At 58.9% G+C, this 20,073-nt stretch carries 20 protein-coding genes; 9 read left to right on the forward strand and 11 right to left on the reverse strand.

Annotation, left to right across the window (positions count from 1 at the left end; genetic code table 11):
- Nucleotides 1–177 precede the first annotated feature (177 nt).
- The 4 genes from BLU01_RS24410 (at nt 178) to mqo (ending at nt 3,615) form a co-directional block, all read left to right on the forward strand.
- Nucleotides 178–399: a hypothetical protein gene (locus BLU01_RS24410; protein ID WP_092280290.1), complete on the forward strand. Its 222-nt coding sequence runs from the start codon at nt 178–180 to the stop codon at nt 397–399.
- Nucleotides 400–424: 25 nt separating this feature from the next.
- Nucleotides 425–856 (forward strand): DNA methylase, encoded by a 432-nt coding sequence (locus BLU01_RS24415; RefSeq protein WP_092280292.1) that lies wholly within the window; start codon nt 425–427, stop codon nt 854–856.
- Nucleotides 853–1,587 carry a DUF72 domain-containing protein gene (locus BLU01_RS24420; RefSeq protein ID WP_092280294.1) on the forward strand — a complete coding sequence of 245 codons (735 nt, stop codon included), beginning with the start codon at nt 853–855 and terminating at the stop codon, nt 1,585–1,587. Before BLU01_RS24415 ends, BLU01_RS24420 begins: the two co-directional genes overlap by 4 nt.
- Nucleotides 1,588–1,962: 375 nt before the next feature.
- On the forward strand, nt 1,963–3,615 hold the full coding sequence (gene mqo / locus BLU01_RS24425; protein ID WP_092280296.1) for a malate dehydrogenase (quinone): 1,653 nt from the start codon (nt 1,963–1,965) through the stop codon (nt 3,613–3,615).
- 351 nt (nt 3,616–3,966) lie between these two features.
- Here mqo and BLU01_RS24430 read toward each other — a convergent pair whose 3' ends face one another.
- The 5 genes from BLU01_RS24430 to BLU01_RS24450 form a co-directional block, all read right to left on the reverse strand.
- Nucleotides 3,967–4,182, reverse strand: a complete 216-nt coding sequence (locus BLU01_RS24430) for a hypothetical protein (RefSeq protein WP_092280298.1) — start codon at nt 4,180–4,182, stop codon at nt 3,967–3,969.
- A gap of 279 nt (nt 4,183–4,461) precedes the next feature.
- On the reverse strand, nt 4,462–4,869 hold the full coding sequence (locus BLU01_RS24435) for a hypothetical protein (RefSeq protein WP_092280300.1): 408 nt from the start codon (nt 4,867–4,869) through the stop codon (nt 4,462–4,464).
- Nucleotides 4,870–5,060: 191 nt separating this feature from the next.
- On the reverse strand, nt 5,061–5,330 hold the full coding sequence (locus tag BLU01_RS24440; protein WP_331716112.1) for a hypothetical protein: 270 nt from the start codon (nt 5,328–5,330) through the stop codon (nt 5,061–5,063).
- A 41-nt stretch (nt 5,331–5,371) separates the two neighbouring features.
- Nucleotides 5,372–5,794 carry a DUF4952 domain-containing protein gene (locus tag BLU01_RS24445; RefSeq protein ID WP_092280302.1) on the reverse strand — a complete coding sequence of 141 codons (423 nt, stop codon included), beginning with the start codon at nt 5,792–5,794 and terminating at the stop codon, nt 5,372–5,374.
- Nucleotides 5,791–6,537 (reverse strand): hypothetical protein, encoded by a 747-nt coding sequence (locus BLU01_RS24450; protein ID WP_092280304.1) that lies wholly within the window; start codon nt 6,535–6,537, stop codon nt 5,791–5,793. The genes BLU01_RS24445 and BLU01_RS24450 overlap by 4 nt, the downstream gene beginning before the upstream one ends.
- 349 nt (nt 6,538–6,886) lie before the next feature.
- On the opposite strand from BLU01_RS24450, the gene BLU01_RS24455 reads away from it, so the two are divergent.
- Both BLU01_RS24455 and katG read left to right on the forward strand, forming a co-directional pair.
- Nucleotides 6,887–7,954: an NAD(P)-dependent alcohol dehydrogenase gene (locus tag BLU01_RS24455; protein WP_092280306.1), complete on the forward strand. Its 1,068-nt coding sequence runs from the start codon at nt 6,887–6,889 to the stop codon at nt 7,952–7,954.
- 370 nt (nt 7,955–8,324) lie between these two features.
- Nucleotides 8,325–10,580 carry a catalase/peroxidase HPI gene (gene katG / locus BLU01_RS24460; RefSeq protein ID WP_092280308.1) on the forward strand — a complete coding sequence of 752 codons (2,256 nt, stop codon included), beginning with the start codon at nt 8,325–8,327 and terminating at the stop codon, nt 10,578–10,580.
- Between the two features lie 1,117 nt (nt 10,581–11,697).
- On the opposite strand, the gene BLU01_RS24465 is transcribed toward katG, so the two are convergent.
- The 6 genes from BLU01_RS24465 to BLU01_RS24490 all read right to left on the reverse strand — a co-directional run bounded on the left by BLU01_RS24465 (nt 11,698) and on the right by BLU01_RS24490 (nt 16,125).
- On the reverse strand, nt 11,698–11,916 hold the full coding sequence (locus BLU01_RS24465; RefSeq protein WP_092280310.1) for a hypothetical protein: 219 nt from the start codon (nt 11,914–11,916) through the stop codon (nt 11,698–11,700).
- 60 nt (nt 11,917–11,976) lie between these two features.
- On the reverse strand, nt 11,977–12,999 hold the full coding sequence (locus BLU01_RS24470) for an AbrB family transcriptional regulator (protein WP_092280312.1): 1,023 nt from the start codon (nt 12,997–12,999) through the stop codon (nt 11,977–11,979).
- 183 nt (nt 13,000–13,182) lie between these two features.
- Nucleotides 13,183–13,584, reverse strand: a complete 402-nt coding sequence (locus BLU01_RS24475; protein ID WP_092280314.1) for a low affinity iron permease family protein — start codon at nt 13,582–13,584, stop codon at nt 13,183–13,185.
- A 245-nt stretch (nt 13,585–13,829) separates the two neighbouring features.
- Complete coding sequence (locus BLU01_RS24480) at nt 13,830–14,618, reverse strand: alpha/beta hydrolase (RefSeq protein WP_092280316.1); 789 nt, start codon at nt 14,616–14,618, stop codon at nt 13,830–13,832.
- A gap of 100 nt (nt 14,619–14,718) precedes the next feature.
- The gene (gene yghX / locus BLU01_RS24485) at nt 14,719–15,603 is read right to left on the reverse strand and encodes a YghX family hydrolase (RefSeq protein ID WP_092280318.1); all 885 of its coding nucleotides are present in this window, start codon (nt 15,601–15,603) and stop codon (nt 14,719–14,721) included.
- 21 nt (nt 15,604–15,624) lie between these two features.
- Nucleotides 15,625–16,125, reverse strand: coding sequence for a transporter suffix domain-containing protein (locus tag BLU01_RS24490; RefSeq protein ID WP_092280320.1), 501 nt, complete (start codon nt 16,123–16,125; stop codon nt 15,625–15,627).
- Between the two features lie 225 nt (nt 16,126–16,350).
- Here BLU01_RS24490 and BLU01_RS24495 point away from each other — a divergent pair, with 225 nt between their 5' ends.
- From BLU01_RS24495 to BLU01_RS24505, 3 genes are read left to right on the forward strand one after another with little or no spacing between them, the layout of a single operon-like run.
- A complete protein-coding gene (locus tag BLU01_RS24495; protein WP_092280322.1) occupies nt 16,351–17,892 on the forward strand; it encodes an efflux transporter outer membrane subunit in 1,542 nt (513 codons plus the stop codon).
- Nucleotides 17,885–19,003, forward strand: coding sequence for an HlyD family secretion protein (locus BLU01_RS24500; protein ID WP_092280324.1), 1,119 nt, complete (start codon nt 17,885–17,887; stop codon nt 19,001–19,003). Before BLU01_RS24495 ends, BLU01_RS24500 begins: the two co-directional genes overlap by 8 nt.
- Nucleotides 18,993–20,012: a DUF2955 domain-containing protein gene (locus BLU01_RS24505; RefSeq protein WP_092280326.1), complete on the forward strand. Its 1,020-nt coding sequence runs from the start codon at nt 18,993–18,995 to the stop codon at nt 20,010–20,012. Before BLU01_RS24500 ends, BLU01_RS24505 begins: the two co-directional genes overlap by 11 nt.
- Nucleotides 20,013–20,073: the final 61 nt, after the last annotated feature.

A 20,073-nucleotide genomic window follows, 5' to 3' on the forward strand; every position in this document is an offset into this window, starting at 1 on the left:
TTTCCTTGTTGTTGTGAGGTTCGGACTGACTCTATTTGTCAGTCGTCGTACAACTTAGCAGATATTTCTGGATGTGTGCAGCGCGTGGTTTAAGTCGCCATAGCCATCTGTCGGGCGTGAGGAACGGCTCCCAGGCACGACGCTTCCAAGAGAAAACAACCCTCGAGAGAAGCAGCCATGAACAGTGAACAAAAGCGCGAAGCCCTGGTTGCCTGGTACAAACTTTTGCGCCAGCCGGAAATTCGCATGGACAGCGAAGAGCAATACGATGAACTGCTGAAAGCGGCCGATGAAATGGAACGTGCCGGGCTTATCAATAGTTCGGAGTGGCGGGTACTTGTGAGGGAGGCAGGCGTTGCGTTTGCCAATTCGATCCAAGGTGTTGGCGGCGGGACCTGAGTCAGCGCGCAAGGATGGGCAAGTTATGAGTAAAACAATCAGCGCTGGTGATCTGCGCATTGAATTAAAGCAGAGCGATGAAAGTGCCTTGTTCAAATGGTTTATTGCCAGTTTCCTGATGGGCAAACGCATCCAGGCGGACATTGCTGCCGAAGCGTATCGCGTGATCGTCGAAAAACATTCGCGCGATACCGCCCGCAAGTTGGCCGGTTGCAGCCATCGAGAACTGGTGGTCATGCTCGGCGAAGCACATTACGTGCGTTACGACGAAACCACAGCCGAGCGCTTGCGCCATCTAGGCAAAAAACTCGTCGATGAATACGCGGGCAAGATTGGCAACATCCAAAGTGCCAGCGAAGATCGCAAAGCTTTCGAAAAACGTCTCGGCGAGTTTGAAGGCGTCGGGCCGAAAACCATCGAAATTTTCATGCGCGATGCGGCGGCGGTGCTCTATTGAGTTCGCTTTTTATCGGCTGTGCCGGCTGGAGTTTGCCCCGGGAACACTGGCCATTGTTTCCCGAGCCCGGCACGCACTTGCAGCGCTATGCGGCGCAACTGAACGCGGTCGAAATCAACAGCTCGTTTTATCGCCTGCACCGGCCTCAAACGTATTTGCGCTGGGCCGAATCAGTGCCCGCAGGATTTCGTTTCTCGGTAAAAATGCCGAAGGTGATTACCCATGTTCAACGTTTGCAACAGTGCGAAGGCTTGCTGGATGAGTTCCTGTCGCAGTGTTTGCAGTTGGGCGACAAGTTGGGTTGCCTGTTGATTCAATTGCCGCCGTCGCTGGCCTATGACCCGGCGGTGGCGGAGGAATTTCTGCGCATGCTGCGGCGCCGCTACGAGGGCACGGTGGTGCTTGAACCGCGCCATGAAACCTGGCGCGCGGCCCATGGTTTGCTGGTCGAACAGCGAATTGGCCGAGTGGCCGCCGACCCGTCGCCGATCACCGGTGGCGAGGTGCCGGGCGGCTGGTCCGGGGTGCGTTATTGGCGGATGCACGGCTCGCCGAGGGTTTATTACAGCGATTACGATTTGCAACGATTGCAGGCACTGGCGGCGAAAATTCAGTTGTCGGTGGAGGCGGGCGCTGAAACCTGGTGCGTTTTCGATAACACGGCGAGCAGGTTTGCGCCGGGGAATGCGTTGGTTTTGCGTGGGTTGCTTGCGGCGTGCGGGTTGGATTGAGGGTGTTCGGGCGGGCCTCTTCCCGCGTAATTGAGGGAATCTGCAAGGCAATTCCCGGACCGGCAGGTCGCGAACAGACGCGCGGGTGTGCCTGGCGTGATATTCTGCGCGCCAACTTGCTTTGACCTATTCAGTTAGTACGCTCTCGAGGCGTGCCAACAGGATCAATGTCGCTCAAGTAGCTGAAGCCAATAATGATAAAAAGTCAGTTCAGTAGGGACATATAAACTGAGGTCGATGGACACGTCGGCCTTGTGTGCCCACCCTCCAATCCTGCTGTGCGAGAGCCCGCGATATCCTGCCTGAATGTCGTGAAACGTGGTTCTGGCGAGTGCGGATGGAAGGGCGGATGGCGTTTTATCATAGGTGCTACAGATGCTGAAGAAACTCAACACGGCCCTGCTGGGGCTGGCTTTGTCGATGGGGATCACGTCCGCTCAAGCGGAAGAGGCAAAGAAAGTCGATGTGCTGCTGATTGGCGGCGGCATCATGAGCGCGACCCTGGGTGTCTGGCTCAACGAGCTGCAACCGGACTGGTCGATGGAAATGGTCGAGCGCCTCGATGGCGTCGCCCAGGAAAGCTCCAATGGCTGGAATAATGCCGGTACCGGTCACTCCGCACTGGCCGAGCTGAACTACACGCCGGAAGACGAGAACGGCAAGGTGCAGATCCCGAAAGCCGTTGAAATCAACGAAGCTTTCCAGATCTCCCGCCAGTTCTGGTCGTGGCAGGTTCAGCAAGGCGTCCTGAAGAACCCGCGTTCGTTCATCAACTCCACTCCGCACATGAGCTTTGTGTGGGGCGATGACAACATCAAGTTCCTGAAAAAACGCTACGAAGCCCTGCAAGCGAGCCCGCTGTTCGCCGGCATGCAGTATTCCGAAGACCCGGCGCAGATCGCCAAGTGGGTTCCGCTGATGATGGAAGGGCGTGACCCGAGCCAGAAAATCGCGGCCACCTGGACGCCGATCGGCACGGACGTGAACTTCGGCGAAATCACCCGCCAGTTCGTTGCGCACCTGCAAACCACGCCCAAGTTCGACTTGAAGCTGTCCAGTGAAGTACAGGACATCACCAAGAACGACGACGGCACCTGGCGCGTCAGCTACAAGAACCTGAAAGACGGCACCAAAACCGAAACCGACGCCAAGTTCGTCTTCATCGGCGCGGGCGGCGGTGCATTGCACTTGCTGCAGAAGTCCGGCATTCCTGAAGCCAAGGAATACGCAGGCTTCCCGGTGGGCGGCTCGTTCCTCGTGACCGAGAACCCGACCATCGCCGAGCAACACTTGGCCAAGGCCTACGGTAAAGCTTCGGTGGGCGCACCGCCGATGTCGGTTCCGCACCTGGACACCCGTGTTCTGGACGGCAAGCGCGTCATTCTGTTTGGCCCATTCGCGACCTTCAGCACCAAGTTCCTCAAAGAAGGCTCGTACCTGGACCTGCTGACCAGCACCACCACCCACAACATCTGGCCGATGACCAAAGTCGGGATCAAGGAATACCCGCTGGTCGAGTACCTTGCTGGCCAACTCATGCTGTCTGACGAAGACCGCCTGAACGCCCTGAAAGAGTACTTCCCGAACGCCAAAGCTGAAGACTGGCGCCTGTGGCAAGCCGGCCAACGCGTGCAAATCATCAAGCGTGATGAAGCGGCCGGTGGCGTGCTGAAACTGGGCACCGAGATCGTGACCTCCGCTGACGGCTCCATCGCCGGTCTGCTGGGCGCATCGCCGGGCGCATCGACCGCTGCACCGATCATGCTGTCGGTCCTGCAAAAGGTCTTCAAGGACCAGGTTGCTTCGCCAGCCTGGCAGGAAAAACTGCATCAGATCGTGCCAAGCTACGGCACTCAGTTGAACGGCAATCCTGAGAAAGTCGCAGAAGAGTGGGCTTACACCGCCAAGGTGTTGCAGCTGACTACTCCGCCGGTAATCCCTCAGGCAGCAGCCCCGGCTGCTACTGCTGCACCGACTGAAGCACCAGCGGCCGCTAAAGCCAATGCTGCCAGTGACATGGCTCTGTAACTAACAGCCAGATCGCAAAAAGCCCACTGAACCGGCAACGGTCAGTGGGCTTTTTTGTGGGTGGGATTCGGCTCTCGCAGGTCACGCAACATTTGAAGCTGACGAGCATCCTGTGGCGAGGGTGCTTGCTCCCGCGGGGGCTGCGAAGCAGATCTAAAGCGATAAATCCGCCCCGAATATTCGCGGTCCATTATTCGGTTTTCTTTTACAACTCATCCAGAGCGTTGGCCTCTGCCAACGCTTCATTTCTCCCAGGAAAGCTGGACTGAAGCAGCCGGTCCTTGATGCTTGCCATTCACTTTCCGGCCAACGAAAAGTTAGCCGAAGCGGGCCGTTGAATTGATTTGAGATCTACTTTTTCTCTGCGCCAACTCCTTTCTTCGCAGCAGCATCCTCTGCTTCTTTAGCCTTCATATCCGCGTATTCCTTATCGGCTGCAACCGACTTTTCAGTTGCTTTCTCGGCAGCAATTTTATCCGCAGCCAGCTGCTCTGGCGTCTTCAATCGTTCATCCACGAGCTTGTTGATTGCAGCAACTTTTTCTTCCATTTTCGCGGATTCATCCACTGGTAGCTCCTGCGAGTAAGTTGCGCATCGCCCGCTCACAGATATTGAAGCTAAAACAACATAAAAGGCCTCATCGCAATTATTGCGATGGGGCTTTTTTGTGTTTCTCAAGATCAAAGATCAGTCTGCGGCAGTGATTTAACAGGAATTTTGTAAGGTCAGGTTTTCGTGGCAGCGGATGGAGTAAAAGGGGAAAGATTTAATTCCATATTAATCCAGCACCTAGGTGTCGTTGGCTGCGTTCTCAGGCTGTATGGCTGCTCAGGGCAGGTTCCGCATTTAGACGTTGCCTTTAGCAATGTCTTCCAAAGTTGGACGGTATTTTGCCAGGATGACACCAAGGTTTGACTTGAATTTTTCTTTATCAAGGCAGTTTACAAGTGCTGTGCTGTACAGCTCTGCGCGGCTACAGTCCATATTCGGTTCGTTGGCGACAAAGTTGATAGTCCGACGGATAGCATCTTTAACCGTGCCTAGGACCTGCTCTTGTGTGCCTTCGATTCGCCCCGTACCAATCAACTTTCCTAGATAAAAATGTTCTTCATTTGTGGTTGATCGGTCGTCATATACCGATTCAAACGCGTTGAGAACCTTAGTCAACTTTGCTTTGTCGGCTAGCGCCTTGGGGTTCTTTGCATAGGCAGCTCTAACTTTGCGGGCGAGTGTCAACCATTCTGTTTGATTCATATATCCCTCTTTTTCCTTTCGTTGGGCAGCCAGTACCTGGCGGCAAGTTTTTTAATTCGCGGAATGAGTACGCTTAAACGCGTTATCGCCTCTCCATTGGATAATGCTCAATCCGACACTCATAACTATTACCATCACCCTTACACACCCCATCCAAATACCGATAGTCAACCCGCACCGACTTTCCCCTTTTAGGCCTCTGTCGGCGTGGCAGCGGGTTTTAATAATCGATTTTTTCCAGAGTGAAAGTGACTGTCGTCCCGACCTTTGGGCATTCCACCGTGGCCGATGCCGGGCTGGCTTTCAGGATTTTGGCCTGTACCTGCGGATAGGGTCGTTTCAACACATCCGTGACTAGCAGCTCCAAACCACAATTTTGCCCACGCGCCTGCTTGTGCGGGCCCGCACATTGTTGAGAGCGTTGAAACAAACACGGCAAATTGCGTGACACGATTTTTCATTATTGTGCTGCCTGCCTCGTATTCATCGAATCATAGAGCGATCAAATCTCTTCGGTGTCGACCGATACTTCGATGTAGAAGAACTTTATATCCGGCCACAATTCGCGTTGGTTGATGGGCGTTTCCTCAGAAGCCATGACGAAGCCATACCCGATATCTGTTTTTTTATCGCGATAAAAATAGGGCATGGAATCCCAGACGCAGCAGTAAAACTTGAGCGGAGGCAGGCCAAAATGCTGGTTCATGTATCGCTCGGCCTTGAGCGCGTTAGCACCCGTTATGCGGTATTGGGCAACGAAGGGTTTTCCCTGTCGGTCAGTGGCTTGTGTGCACTGTAGAAACTCCACATAGGCAGGTTTATCACTGATCTTCGACAGGAAATCCTCGCAGCCGGGTGCCGCGCTTGCCCCGCTCGACAGCGTGCACAGGGCGAGTAAAAGCAGTACGCGAATTAATCTATTCACGACTTCTCCGTCACCTTCCGCGCCAGATCCCCCGTCACCCCCGCTGTGATAACCCCCGCGCCCGGCGCCAGATTGGTCACGGTGCTCGTCACACTGGTGCTGATGTTGCGGGTGTACGCATCGATGGGCATGCCGCCACGCATATGCGCCGAGACTATTTGTGGCGAGATGACGGTGCGGGTGATGGTGGAGCTGACGGTGCGGAACAGGTTACCCAGGGCCGATACGATGGAGATGATGGTGAGGGCGGCGAAGGGGATGGATAGCCACATGACGCTCATCTTGAACAGCGCGTGTTCGGTGGAGAAGCCATTGAGGCTGCGGCAGTACAGAATTGATGCGATAAGGTAAGCGCCTGCCAGCGCCGCGACGGCCATGGGGTCGCGGATGTCGAAGGCCAGGCGTGCGCACAGCAGGCCGTAGATCACTAGGCTGGCGAGCACGTCCGGAAGCAGGCTTTTCAAACCTTCCAGGGCTTTGGAGATGTTGTAGATCACGAAGCCGATGATCACGATCCAGCCCAGCACGGGAATGATGCCGATGGCCATGACCAGTACCGAGAGCAGCAGACTTTTGATGATGCCGTGGTGCAGGTTGTGTCTGATCAGGTAGAAAACGAAGTAGCCGAAGGAAAACAGCGCGATCAACGCGAGGGACCCCAGCGCCGCTTCACGCGGGAGGAAAAAACTCATGCCGCCCACGGCCAGCATGAAGGCCAGGCAAAGGTAACCACTTTTGTTCATCGATGTTCGTCCGTGATCAGGAAGCAACCCTGTGTTGTCCCGAAGGTCTTGCATGCTACTAATTCGCCATTACTTTTGTCGAGCCGCCGCGGACTGCGGAAAATCAGCCATTCCTTCAATTTCGGCGGGATTAGGCAATAACTCGGCAGGATGCGGCCATCGCGTCTGCCAAGCCGTGTCCTATTCTCTGTGCAGCGCCGCGCCACACAGTCGCAAATATCAGCGAAGACTTCTTCAACGTTCGTTCAACGGATTGACCTGAGGTCATCCACTTGAACGATTCAGCAACTGCGACACTCCTCTCTATTCAGCCAATAACCCTAAGCCACAAACCCAAAAGGTGATTTCCATGGCCAAGACTTATAGCTACGCCGCGCAGAATCCCAAGGACTCGCTCAAGCCGTTTACTTTCGAACGCCGCGCGCCGGGCGCCGATGATGTGCAGATCGACATCCTGTACTGCGGCGTCTGCCACTCCGACTTGCACACCGCGCGCAACGAGTGGCAAAACACCTTGTATCCATCGGTGCCGGGCCACGAAATTGTCGGTCGGGTGACCGCCGTTGGCGCCAATGTCAGCAAATTCAAGGTCGGCGATCTGGCCGGCGTCGGGTGCATGGTCGACAGTTGCCAGCACTGCGCATCCTGCGCCGAGGGCGATGAGCAGTATTGCGAAAGCGGTTTCACCGGCACCTACAACGGTCCAGTGTTCGGCGGCGAGAACACCTTCGGCGGCTACTCGGACAACATCGTGGTCAAGGAGAAATTCGTCCTGCGCATCTCCCACGACGACACCAATCTGGCCGCTGTCGCGCCGCTGCTGTGCGCCGGCATCACCACCTATTCGCCGCTGCACCACTGGAAAGTCGGGCCTGGGCAGAAGGTCGGCGTGCTCGGCCTCGGTGGCCTCGGGCACATGGCGGTGAAGATCGCCCATGCGATGGGCGCGCACGTGGTGCTGTTCACCACCTCGCCGAACAAGCGTGAAGACGGTCTGCGCCTGGGCGCCGATGAAGTGGTGGTGTCGAAGAACCCGGATGAAATGGCCAAGTTTGCCAACACTCTGGATTTCATCCTCAACACCGTCGCCGCACCGCATGACCTCGACGCGTTCCTAAATCTGCTCAAGCGCGATGGCACCATGACGCTGGTCGGCGCGCCGGACAGTCCGCACCCGTCGCCGTCGGTGTTCAACCTGATCTTCAAACGCCGCAGCCTCGCCGGTTCGTTGATCGGCGGGATTCAGGAAACTCAGGACATGCTGGATTTCTGCGCTAAACACGGCATCGTTTCGGACATCGAAATGATCGACATCCAGAACATCAACGAAGCGTATGAGCGGATGCTCAAGGGCGATGTGAAATACCGTTTTGTCATCGACATGAACAGCCTGAAGAAAGAAGCCAACGCAGCCTGATTGAGCTGTGCAATTGCGGCCTGACCCCAGCGGTCGGGCCGCATTCGGTTAGCGCCGAAAAAAGATTCTGCCTATCACGCGCAAACACTGCGGCTATTAGCGCTCCTCCGAAGACGGACTAGTCTTACCTTTGCGCTGGCGTCTGCCGGTCGCTCAACACCTGATGAAGAGATAACAAAGAGTCACAGGCTTGCCGTGGGCCCGTGTGCTGGCGAACCGTTCGCCACCCTCCAGAGTTCCCGTGTGGCCGCAGTGCGCAGTTGCTTCAACTGCTCGGCCGGAAAACCTGTGTCATTGATTTCGCTGATTGCTATTGCTGGCCCAGGCCGGGCCGGGTAGCGCGATGAACTCGACCAAAGGTAGCTCATACATGGCAACTGAATCGAAATGCCCGTTCAATCACGCGGCTGGCGGCGGCACCACGAACCGCGACTGGTGGCCGAACCAACTGAACCTGAAAATCCTCCATCAGCACTCGCCACTCTCCGATCCGTTGGCCGAGGGTTTCAACTACGCCGAAGCGTTCAAAAGCCTCGATTTCCAGGCGTTGAAGCAGGATCTGACCGCGCTGATGACCGATTCCCAGGATTGGTGGCCGGCCGATTTCGGTCACTATGGGCCACTGTTTATTCGAATGGCGTGGCACAGCGCCGGCACTTATCGCACCGCTGACGGGCGTGGCGGGGCAGGGTCGGGCCAGCAACGGTTTGCGCCGCTCAACAGTTGGCCGGACAACGTCAGCCTCGACAAGGCGCGCCGCTTGCTGTGGCCGATCAAGCAGAAATACGGCCAGAGCATTTCCTGGGCCGACCTGATTGTGCTGACCGGCAACGTCGCGCTGGAGTCGATGGGCTTCAAGACGTTCGGTTATTCCGGCGGGCGGCCGGATGTGTGGGAGCCGGACGAAGATGTTTACTGGGGTTCGGAGCACAAATGGCTGGCCGGCGACAGCCGCTACGCCAAGGACAACGCGCCGATGCAGGAACCCGGCGAAGGTCCGCTGGTGGCCGAACCGGGGGAAAACGAGGACAGCCGCACCGAGGACGGCCGCGACCTGGAAAACCCACTCGCCGCCGTGCAAATGGGCCTGATCTACGTGAATCCGGAAGGGCCGGAAGGCAATCCTGATCCGGTCGCGTCGGCCAGGGACATTCGCGAAACCTTCGGCCGCATGGCCATGAACGATGAAGAAACCGTGGCGCTGATTGCCGGTGGTCACGCCTTCGGTAAAACCCACGGTGCCGGGCCTGCCGACAATGTCGGCGCTGAACCGGAAGCGGCGGGGCTTGAGCAGCAAGGCTTTGGCTGGAAGAACAGCTTCGGCACCGGCAAAGGGCCTGACACTATCACCAGCGGTCTGGAAGTGACCTGGACCACCACGCCGACGCAGTGGAGCAACAACTATCTGGAAAATCTGTTCGGGTTCGACTGGGAGCTGACCAAAAGCCCGGCCGGTGCGCATCAGTGGACGCCGAAAAACGGTGCTGGCGCCGGGATCATTCCGGATGCTCACGACCCGTCGAAACGGCGCAATCCGACCATGCTCACTTCCGACCTGGCGCTGCGTTTCGACCCGATCTACGAACCGATTGCCCGGCGCTTCCTGGAAAATCCGCAGCAACTGTCCGACGCCTTCGCCCGCGCCTGGTACAAGCTGATCCACCGCGACATGGGCCCATTGTCTCGTTACCTCGGCCCGGAAATGCCCGCCGAAGAGCTGTTGTGGCAGGATCCGATTCCCGAAGTCGATCATCCGTTGGTTGATGAAAATGACATCAGCGCGCTGAAAAGCAAAATCCAGAATTCGGGCCTGAGCGTCGCGCAATTGGTCTCGACGGCGTGGGCGGCAGCGTCGACTTTCCGTGGTTCCGACAAGCGTGGCGGCGCCAATGGCGGACGCCTGCGCCTGGCGCCGCAGAAGTTCTGGCAAGCCAATCAGCCTGAGCAACTGGCGAATGTGCTGGCGAAGCTGGAAAGCATCCAAAACGAGTTCGGCAATGGCGGCAAGAAGGTCTCGCTGGCGGATTTGATCGTGCTGGCGGGCAGCGTCGGCGTCGAGCAGGCGGCGAAAAATGCCGGACATGACGTCACAGTGCCGTTCACGCCGGGGCGCATGGACGCCTCGCAGGAGCAAACGGATGTCGAGTCGTTCGGCTTTCTCGAACCGATTGCCGACGGCTTCCGCAATTACCTGAAAACCCGTTACCGGGTGTCGGCTGAAGCGTTGCTGATCGACAAGGCGCAACTGCTGACGCTGACCGCACCGGAAATGACCGCGCTGGTTGGCGGCTTGCGCGTATTGAACGCCAATGTCGGTCAGAGCAAACACGGCGTGTTTACCGAGCGGCCCGAAGCGTTGACCACGGACTTTTTCACCAACCTGTTGGACATGGGCGTGGAGTGGAAACCGACCTCGGACGCGCAAGAAGAGTTTGAGGGGCGCGACCGCAAAACCGGCGCGGCGAAATGGACGGCGACGCGGGTCGATCTGGTGTTTGGTTCGAACGCGCAGTTGCGCGCCTTGGCGGAGGTTTACGCCAGCAGCGGGGCGCAAGAGCAATTCGTCAAAGACTTCGTCGCAGCGTGGGTCAAAGTGATGAACCTCGACCGTTTCGACCTCAAGTAAACCGCCGCAAAAACCAAACCCGCTGCTCCGTCAGCGGGTTTTTTTTATCAACCGTCCAACTCCCACAAATCCCCTGTAGCAGCTGGCGAAGCCTGCGTCCGGCTGCGAAGCAGTCGCCCCGTCAAGGAAACGCGGTGTATCAGACAGACCGCGAACACAGGTTTTACGACTGCTGCGCAGCCGGACGCAGGCTTCGCCAGCTGCTACATCAGTGGGTTTTTTATCAACCGTCCAACCCCCACAATCCCCTGTAGCAGCTGGCGAAGCCTGCGTCCGGCTGCGAAGCAGTCGCCCCGTCAAGGAAACGCGGTGTATCAGACAGACCGCGAGCACAGGTTTTACGACTGCTGCGCAGCCGGACGCAGGCTTCGCCAGCTGCTACATCAGTGGGTTTTTTTTATCAACCGTCCAACCCCCACAAATCCCCTGTAGCAGCTGGCGAAGCCTGCGTCCGGCTGCGAAGCAGTCGCCCCGTCAAGGAAACGCGGTGTATCAGACAGACCGCGAACACAGGTTTTACGACTGCTGCGCAGCCGAACGCAGGCTTCGCCAGCTGCTACATCAGCGGGTTTTTTATCAACCGTCCAACCCCCACAAATCCCCTGTAGCAGCTGGCGAAGCCTGCGTCCGGCTGCGAAGCAGTCGCCCCGTCAAGGAAACGCGGTGTATCAGACAGACCGCGAGCACAGGTTTTACGACTGCTGCGCAGCCGGACGCAGGCTTCGCCAGCTGCTACAAGGGGGAGTGTGCAGTTAGGGATCGGAATCTGATCCGTATTTTCTGGTGTTATCTGCATCTGTAACCAGATCAGTGCAAGTCCCAGAATGCCTCACCGGCCTGGCCGCCCTGAGATCAACTTGTCTCACTGCGCCTGTTGCGCCGCAACCTCAAGTAGTAGGAGGCCTGATGGCTAGAATGGCGATTTTCCTGGGTGGGTTTCTGGTGCTGACGATTTTGATCGGAGCGCTTGCGACGATTTCTCCGGCCTGAACACAAAAAAAGCCCGCTGAACCTGTGATGGTCAGCGGGCATTTTTATGTGGAGCCCTAGCCAATTCGGCCGGGGCTACCGCGAGACCTGTGGCAGGTCTGCTTGCAGGTTTTGACGGCTGACGTTATCAGTTCCCATCGGCCACTTTGCGTTCGATCTCATCGGTTTTGCGCCGTAGCTCTTCGGCGTCTTGCTCTTTGACGCGGGTCGAGGTCGGGGTGATGACTTCGTCGACGGCGCGGGTGTCGTCGTCGCGGTCCTGAAGATCGCGTTCGACCACGTTCACAGGTTTGCCCGACGTATCGGTCGGCAGGGGATTGGCTGGGTTTTTCGAGTCATTGTTCATATCGCATACCTCCATTGGCTTAAACGTTGGATGCAACGACAGGCGCGGAGTTCGAGTTTTTTACAGTTCGCTTTGCCGCCAGCGGCGCGCCTGCACCAGCACCGCCGGGGCAAAATGCAGCGCCATCATGCGCACCAGATGGTGGGTCAGGATAAACACCACATTCAGCCCGCCACCGAACGCGACGATGGTGATGGTTTCGATGGCGCCGGGCATGTACGCCAGCCACAACGTCAGCGGGTCACTGCCCAACACGCGCGCGGCGATGCCGGCAAACGCGGCAGCCGTCAGCAACATCAAACCGACCGACATCACCCCGGCGCGACCATGGCGCAGCAGCTCCGCCAGGGAAATATCCTTGAATTTCGCACCGATCAGCACGCCGAGAATCAGCGTGGCGAAATCCACGCTCCATTGCGGCATCTGGAAATCTTGCAGGTAGCCAAACTTGATATAGACGCCGGTGACAATGATCGCAGTGAGCATGAAAGGCGCCGGCACGCCGATGCGCAACAACACGCGCCCGAGCACGATGCACACGACGATCAGTGACAGCGCGATCAGCCCGGTATTCAGGCCCAGCGCAGTGCTTTCGCTGAAGGCCAGGTGCACCGGGTCGGGGATCAGAAAACTCACCAGCACGGTAATCGACAACAGCCGCACCAAGTGCACAACGATGACTTTGCTCGACGCGCGCTCCGATTCCAGCAGATCGAACACTGCCGCGAGGGCGCCGGGGTAGACCGCGATCAGCGAGTCCTTGGCGTTCCAGCCCGAGACCTTGAACAGCCACAAACCGGCGAAGCTGATTTGCGCCATCAGGCATACAAACAGAAAACCCAGGCTGGGCAATAGCGCGGTGGCGGTCTGGCTGTCCCACGATTTGAACATCAGCCCCGTGGCGATCCCCAGCACGATTTGTACGTAGCCGAGGCTCAAGGGCAGGGTCGGCGAGAAGCGCAAGTTGCTGGCGATCAGCGCGGTGCTGAGGATGGAGCCGAGCAGCAGCCCGTGCGGCAGGCCCTCGTACTGCAACGTGGCGCCGACCGCGATGGCGATCAGCAAACACAATAATGTCTTCATGAGTCGTCCTTGATCCGGGGGGCAATCGGTAGCTTGCTTCCATTCTCGCCCGCACTTTCTCCCACTTATCGGCGTGAAGCGTCAAGCGCCGCGTGCCTGCCACCCAACAAAAAGCCCCGGCGCTTGAAGGGCGGCGGGGCTTTTACGGCTGGTCAAACCTTGTGGCGACTAGCCGGAGAGTGCTTAGACGGTAGGTGCCGCATCCGCTTTTTCGGCCGGCGACGGAAAGTGCATTTCCTCGCTCTCGCCGATAGTGCTGTATTGCTCACGCAACGCACGCAGTTCCTTGGTGCCCATTTTGTCGAGGCACAGCAAGGCGTTTTGCGCTTCCTGACTGGCACGCAGCAATTCGTCGATCTTCAAATGCAAAATGTCGTTGTCGCGGTTCTGGGTGTTCTGGATCAGGAAGACCATCAGGAACGTGATGATCGTGGTCGAGGTGTTGATGATCAGTTGCCAAGTGTCGTTGTAATGAAAGAACGGCCCGGTGCTCGCCCAGACGACGATCAGCACGATGGCGAGAATGAAGGTTTTCGAACTGCCGGCCCAATTGGATAAAGATTGGCAGAATTTTGCAAAAGTCATAACGGTGAAATCCTGAAGAATGTCAGTCATGGACCGCAGGAGATTCTTGAAATTCTTTTTTACATTTTAAAAAATCGACGAAAAGTCGTTTAGCGCCGTAAACGCTCTATCTCGGCCATCCCGGCTCCTGTAGGAGCGAGGCTTGCCCGCGAAGGCGTCGTCATGGTCGACATCTCCGGTGACTGATTTGCCGCTTTCGCGAGCAAGCTCTGCTCCTACAGGGGTTGGGCGGGGTTGGACGAGAATTACAAAGCGCCATTGATCAATCGCAGATACTCGGGACTTTCGGAAATGGAGTTGTGCCCCACGCCGTTGATCACTCGCAGCGACGCCACGCCCGACTCAAAATGCCCAAGCAGTCGCTGCGTGCTCGCACGCGGAATCACCTCGTCATCCTCCGCTGCGATCAGCAATGTCGGCACGCGGATGTGCGCGGCGTATTGGCCGGAATCAAAGGTGTCCTTCAACAACCACTTGATCGGGAAGATCGGATATTGCCGGACGCCGAGTTCCAGCAGGCTGTTGTACGGCGTGATCAAAATCAGCCGCGCCGCCGGGCGTTGACTGGTGAGGCGGATGGCGACGCCGGTGCCGAGGCTGCGACCGACTACGGCGACCTGCGGATGTTCGGCATACACCCGGTCAAACAGATCCAGCGCATCGCGCGCAATCGCCTCTTCGGAAGGGGAGCCAGAGCTGCCGCCAAAACCACGGTAGTGCAACAAATACAGGGCGTGCTCCGGGAAAGCTGCGGCGAACGAAGGCAGATTCTGCGAGACGTCCTCGGCATTCCCACCGAAATAAATCAGCGCCTTCGGACCTTCGCGCAGCCGCACAGATACCTGCAAATCCGCATCGGCGACGGCCAGCTTCAGCACGTTTTCGGCGGCACCTGGCGCACTCGGTTGCGGGAAATAAATCAGCGAGCGCTGAAACACGAACAACGCCAGGCACATCAGCAAATACAGCGCTGCAATCGCGACAAGGACGTACACCAGAATGCGTGGCATGCGGCTGATTTTTCCAGAAGACATGGTTAACCGAGAACCTCAATCCACCCATCGCGGCTCACTGTGGGAGCAAGGCTTGCCCGCGATGACGGACGCAAAATCCCATCGCGGGCAAGCCATGCTCCTACAGATAACGCCTGAACCAGGCAATCGTCCGGTCCCACGCCAGATTCGCCGCCGCCTCATCAAACCTCGGCGTCGAATCGTTGTGGAAGCCATGATTGACCCCCGGATAAATGTACGCCTCATAGGTCTTGCCCGCCGCTTTCAACGCCTGCTCATAGGCCGGCCAACCTTCGTTGATGCGCGTGTCCAGTTCGGCGAAATGCAGCAGCAGCGGTGCCTTGATTCGCGGCACGTCCTTGCTCTCGGCCTGGCGCCCGTAAAATGAAACGCCGGCGCCCAGTTCCGGATAGGCCACGGCCGCCGCGTTGACCACACCACCGCCATAGCAGAACCCGGTGATACCGACCTTGCCGGTGCCCGCGTCATCCTTCATCAGCCACTCGATGGCGGCGAAGAAGTCGTTCATGAGTTTTTCCGGGTCGACGGTCATTTGCAGCTCGCGGCCCTTGTCGTCATTGCCGGGATAGCCGCCCACCGAGGTCAAGCCATCGGGGGCGAGGGCGATGAAACCGGCCTTGGCCACGCGCCGCGCGACGTCTTCGATATACGGGTTGAGCCCACGGTTTTCATGCACCACCACCACGGCCGGCAGCTTGCCCGTGGCTTGCGCCGGGCGCACCCGATAACCGCGCACTTGCCCGTGGCCCTTGGGCGACGGATAGGTGATGTATTCGGCAATGATTTGCGGGTCGGTGAACGCGACTTGCTCGGCCATCGCGTAATTGGGGTTCAGCGAAGCGAGCAGGGCGGACGCGGTCAGGCCGCCCAAGGTGAACAACGCCGCGCGGTCGAGAAACTCACGGCGGTTGATCTGGCCGTGCACGTAATAGTCGTAGAGTTCCAGCAACTCGGGGGCGAAGTCTTTTGCGGTCAAACGGGTCATTAGCCTTCCTTTTGATCAGTTTCAAGCATTCGAAACCTTGGCCGTGCGGATGAACAGTGCGCGGACCTTGTCCCAGAAATTGCCGCCCAACACGAAAAAGCTGCCAACCAGCATTACGTCGCCGAGCAGTTGCAGTTGCCACAGGTTCGGCCGCAGTCCCGGCCAGAAGCTGTCGACATAGGGTTCGAGAAACGCCGAAATCAGCGGCAGACAAAACATCACCAGGCCGATCCGGTGCCGCAGCGGGCCGACTTCGGCATCTGCGCTGGGCGCCAGCGACGTCACGTAGCCAAACACGTTGCGCTTCAATTGCTGGAAACCGGCCTTGCCCATCACCGCGATCACCAACAGCAACAACACCTTGTTGCTGATAAACAGCACGCCGGTCAGCGCCGCCACCTTGGAACCCGGCACTCCGATGGCGGCGGCCAGCGGCACCATCAACCATGACCCCAGCATCACGCAGAGAATGATAATGCCCAGTTTGAAACGCCAGCCGGCGGAGTGGGGTTGAGTGGTCATGTCGCTCGCACCTGTGTTGATGGGGAATCTTGATGAAGAGCTTTAATGGAGAACCTTGATGGAGAGCCTTTTTGCGGAGCTTTGGCAGAAAGCCGTGATTTCCGGGCACTTGAAAGCGTAGCAGTTACCGGATAAAAGCGAGCCGTTGCGGGTTTTGCCTGGCGGCGGCCGGGTTTGCTTCGGGCGGCTATGCTCCAGTCATCTTCCTTGGCCGGGAATTCATTCATGCCCGCACGCACCGCCATGCTCCTGTTTCTGCTGCCGCTGCTCGGCCTCTGCGGCTGCACGCGCGTTGGTCCGGACTTCCAGCCGCCCGGCGAGGACTGGGTCAAACACTGGAGCACGCCGGCGCTGCAACAATCCAGCGAACGCGGCGCGAGCCCGGATCTGCGCCAGTGGTGGCAGGTGTTCAATGACCCGGTGCTCGACCAGTTGATCAGCGCTGCCGACGCGCACAATTCGAGCCTGAAAATCGCCGGCCTGCGGGTGCTCGAAGCACGCGCACAATTGGCCATCGCCCGCGCCGGGCGTTATCCGCAATTCCAGCAGGCCAGCGTCGATCTGCTGCACGTCGAGCGGCGCCAGTACAACGGCGACAACCCGCAGAACAGCCGTTTCTGGCAATTCGGCGATGGGTTCGACATCGGTTGGGAACTGGATTTCTGGGGCCGTTTCAGCCGCGCCATCGAGTCTTCGGACGCCAGTTATTTCGCCGCCCAGGCCAACTACGAAGACGTGCTGGTGCTGCTGCGCGCGCAAGTCGCCGACAGTTACTTTTCCCTGCGCACCACCGAAGCACGGCTGCACGTTGCCCGCGATAACACCCGGCAACAACAGCGCAGCCTCGACATCACCCGCAAGCTGTTCAACAGCGGCCAGACCGCCGAGCTCGATCTGCAGCAGGCCAACGCGCAATACCTTGGCACGCTCGCGAGCATTCCCAGTCTTGAAGATCAATTGCACCGCACCCGCAACGCCCTCGCGGTGCTGACCGGGCAGGCGCCGGGCGATTTGCCGCAAGTCACGGTCAACGAAGAACTGATCCCGCTGGTGGACCGCGCCGTGCTGCAGGATGTGCCGGCCAATCTGCTGCTGCGCCGCCCCGATGTGCGCGCCGCCGAGCTGAATGTCGCCGCGCAGTCGGCGCTGATCGGCGTAGCGCTGAGTGATCTGTATCCGTCGCTGAGCTTGCTCGGTAGCATCGTCTGGAGCGCCAATTCGCTGGGCGGCAGTTCCAACACGCTGGAGATTGTCGGTGGCCCGAGCCTGCGCTGGAACCTGTTCGATCACGGCCAGATCAGCAACAACGTGCGGGTTCAGGATGCGCGTTTGCAGCAACTGATCGAGGTCTATCGCGACACCGTGCGCCAAGCCGCCCGCGAGGCCGACGATGCCGCCAATGGATTGAGCAAAGCCCTTGAACGCGAACGCATCCTCGCTCGGGCCGAAGTCGCCGCCGAGCGTTCGCTGGTGCTGGCGCGCGCGCAATACACCGAGGGTTTTTCCGACTTTCAGCGAGTGCTGGATGCGCAACGGGCACTGCTCGAATTGCAGGACAGCTACCTGATCAGCCGCAGCACAGCGGTGAGCAATCTGGTGGCGTTGTACAAGGCGCTCGGCGGTGGCTGGTATGCGGCGCAACCGCTGCTTGACCAGCCAACACGCAAGCAAATGGACAACCGCACCGACTGGGGCGGCCTGCTCGACACCTCGGCGGACAGCCAACCCGCTTTTCCGCAACCCTTGAAGGTGAATGACGATGAGTGAAGCCGTCCCGCCACCAATTGCCGAACCTGCGGCGCCCCCGGAGAAGAAGGCGATCAAGTGGGTGTTGCTGGTGATCCTGATCAGCCTCGCCTGGTATCTGCTCGCGGACCGCTTCACGCCTTACACGCAACAGGCGCGGGTCGGCGCGTTTGTGATTCCGGTGGCGGCGGAAGTGGCAGGCCGGGTGGTGCGGGTCAATGTGCGCAATAACCAGGACGTGCGCGCCGGCGATATTTTGTTTGAAGTCGATCCGCAGCCGTATCAGATCGCTGTGGACCGCGCCCGCGCCGACCTCGAATCGACCCGTCGGCAGATCGGCGCCAGTACCGCCGGCATCGCTTCCGCGCAAGCCTCGTTGCGCGCGGCGCAGGCCAACGAAAACCGCATGCGCCAGGACAATCAGCGCCTCGAAAGTTTGTACCGCGCCGACCGGGGCACGGTGTCCGTGCGCTTGCTGGAAGTGTCGCGGGCCAATCTCGAAAAAGCCTCCAGCCAAGTCGCCGCCGCCGAGGCCGAAGTGCTGCGGGCGAAAGAACAGGAGGGCGGCAGCGAGGCGGAAAATGCCTTGCTGCGCAGCGCGGCGACGGCGTTGGCGAAAGCTCAACTGGACCTGGCCAACACCCGCATCGGCGCGCGCTCGGCCGGGTTGATCACCGATTTGCGCACCGACGTCGGCCAGTTTGCCGGCGCCGGCAGCCCGGTGATGACCCTGATTGCGATCCACGATGTGTGGGTTATTGCCGACATGACCGAAAACAATCTGGGCCTGATCCAGGCGCAGACGCCGGTCGCGATTGTGCTCGATGCGTTGCCGGGCGAGGTGTTTCAGGGCCGCGTGCGCAGCGTCGGTTATGGCGTCAGTGTCGGTCAGGCGCCAGCGCCCGGGACCTTGCCGAGCGTGCAGAACAGCCGCGACTGGTTGCGCCCGGCGCAGCGTTTCCCGGTGGTGATCGAGTTTGATGAAGATGCGGTGAACCGCCTCCGCGACAGTCGGGCGATTCGTGCCGGCGGGCAGGCTGAAGTCATGGCGTTCCCCAGCCACGGCCATCCGCTGAACCCGCTCGGCCGGGTGTTTTTGCGGCTGATGAGCTGGATGTCGTATGCCTACTGAGCGCAACCCTCGGGCGCAACGTTGTTTGCGTCTGGCCAGTGGCACCGCGCTGTGCCTGGCGGCGAGTTTCGGGCTCGATTTGCCGTTGCCGTTTCTCGGCCCGGTGTTGGCGCTGCTGTTGCTCGCCACGCGCAATCAGCCGTTGCCGCTCAAGGCTGGCGTGGGGTTAGCGCTGGTGGCGCTGCTGACCACTGGCATCGGCTTGCTGTTGATTCCGTTGCTACGGTACTACCCGCTGAGCGGTTTGCTGCTGATCGCGCTCGGACTGTTGCTGGTGTTTCGTTTTGGATTGCGCGGCGGCAATAACCTGATCGTGACGTTTCTGGTGATCGGCCTGACGATGATTTCCGCCGCCGGCACCGCCAGTTTTGAATTGGCGCTGATGGTGATCAGTGCGCTGGTCAAGGGCTTGCTGCTGGCGGTAATCGTGGTTGCCGTCAGTCATGGGGTGTTCCCCGAACCGGTGAATGCGCCGCCATCAGCGGTCGCGCCAAAACTCGCGGCGCAGGATGTTGACCGCGTGGCGTTGCGCGCAACGCTGATTGTGCTGCCGGCGTTCCTGTTGGCGCTGATCGATCCGGCAAGTTATCTGCCGATCATCCTCAAAGCGGTCAGCCTTGGTCAGCAGAGTTCCACGCGCAACGCACGCGATGCTGGATTCGAACTGCTGGGGTCGACGCTGCTTGGCGGGTTGTTGGCGGTGGTGTTCTGGTGTGCGCTGAGTGTGTTTGTGCACTTGTGGATGTTCTTTTTGTGGATGCTGCTGTTCGGCTTGTTGCTCGGGCGCAAGCTCTATGCGCTGAGCCCGACGCGGTGCAGTCCGGGGTTTTGGCTGAATACGCTGATCACGCTGCTGATTTTGCTGGGGCAGTCGGTGCAGGACAGCGCGGCGGGCAAGGATGTCTACAGCGCGTTTGCGGTGCGCATGGGGTTGTTTATTGCGGTGACGGTGTATGCGTGGGTGATGGTGTTGGTGCTTGATCGACCGCGCAAAACCGTTCACCCATAACCGGGCTGCAAACAGTCAACCCCTGTGGCAAGCCCCTTCGCCACAGGGGCTGTGTCCGATT

It is taken from the genome of Pseudomonas prosekii (assembly GCF_900105155.1).
Taxonomy (GTDB): domain Bacteria; phylum Pseudomonadota; class Gammaproteobacteria; order Pseudomonadales; family Pseudomonadaceae; genus Aquipseudomonas; species Aquipseudomonas prosekii.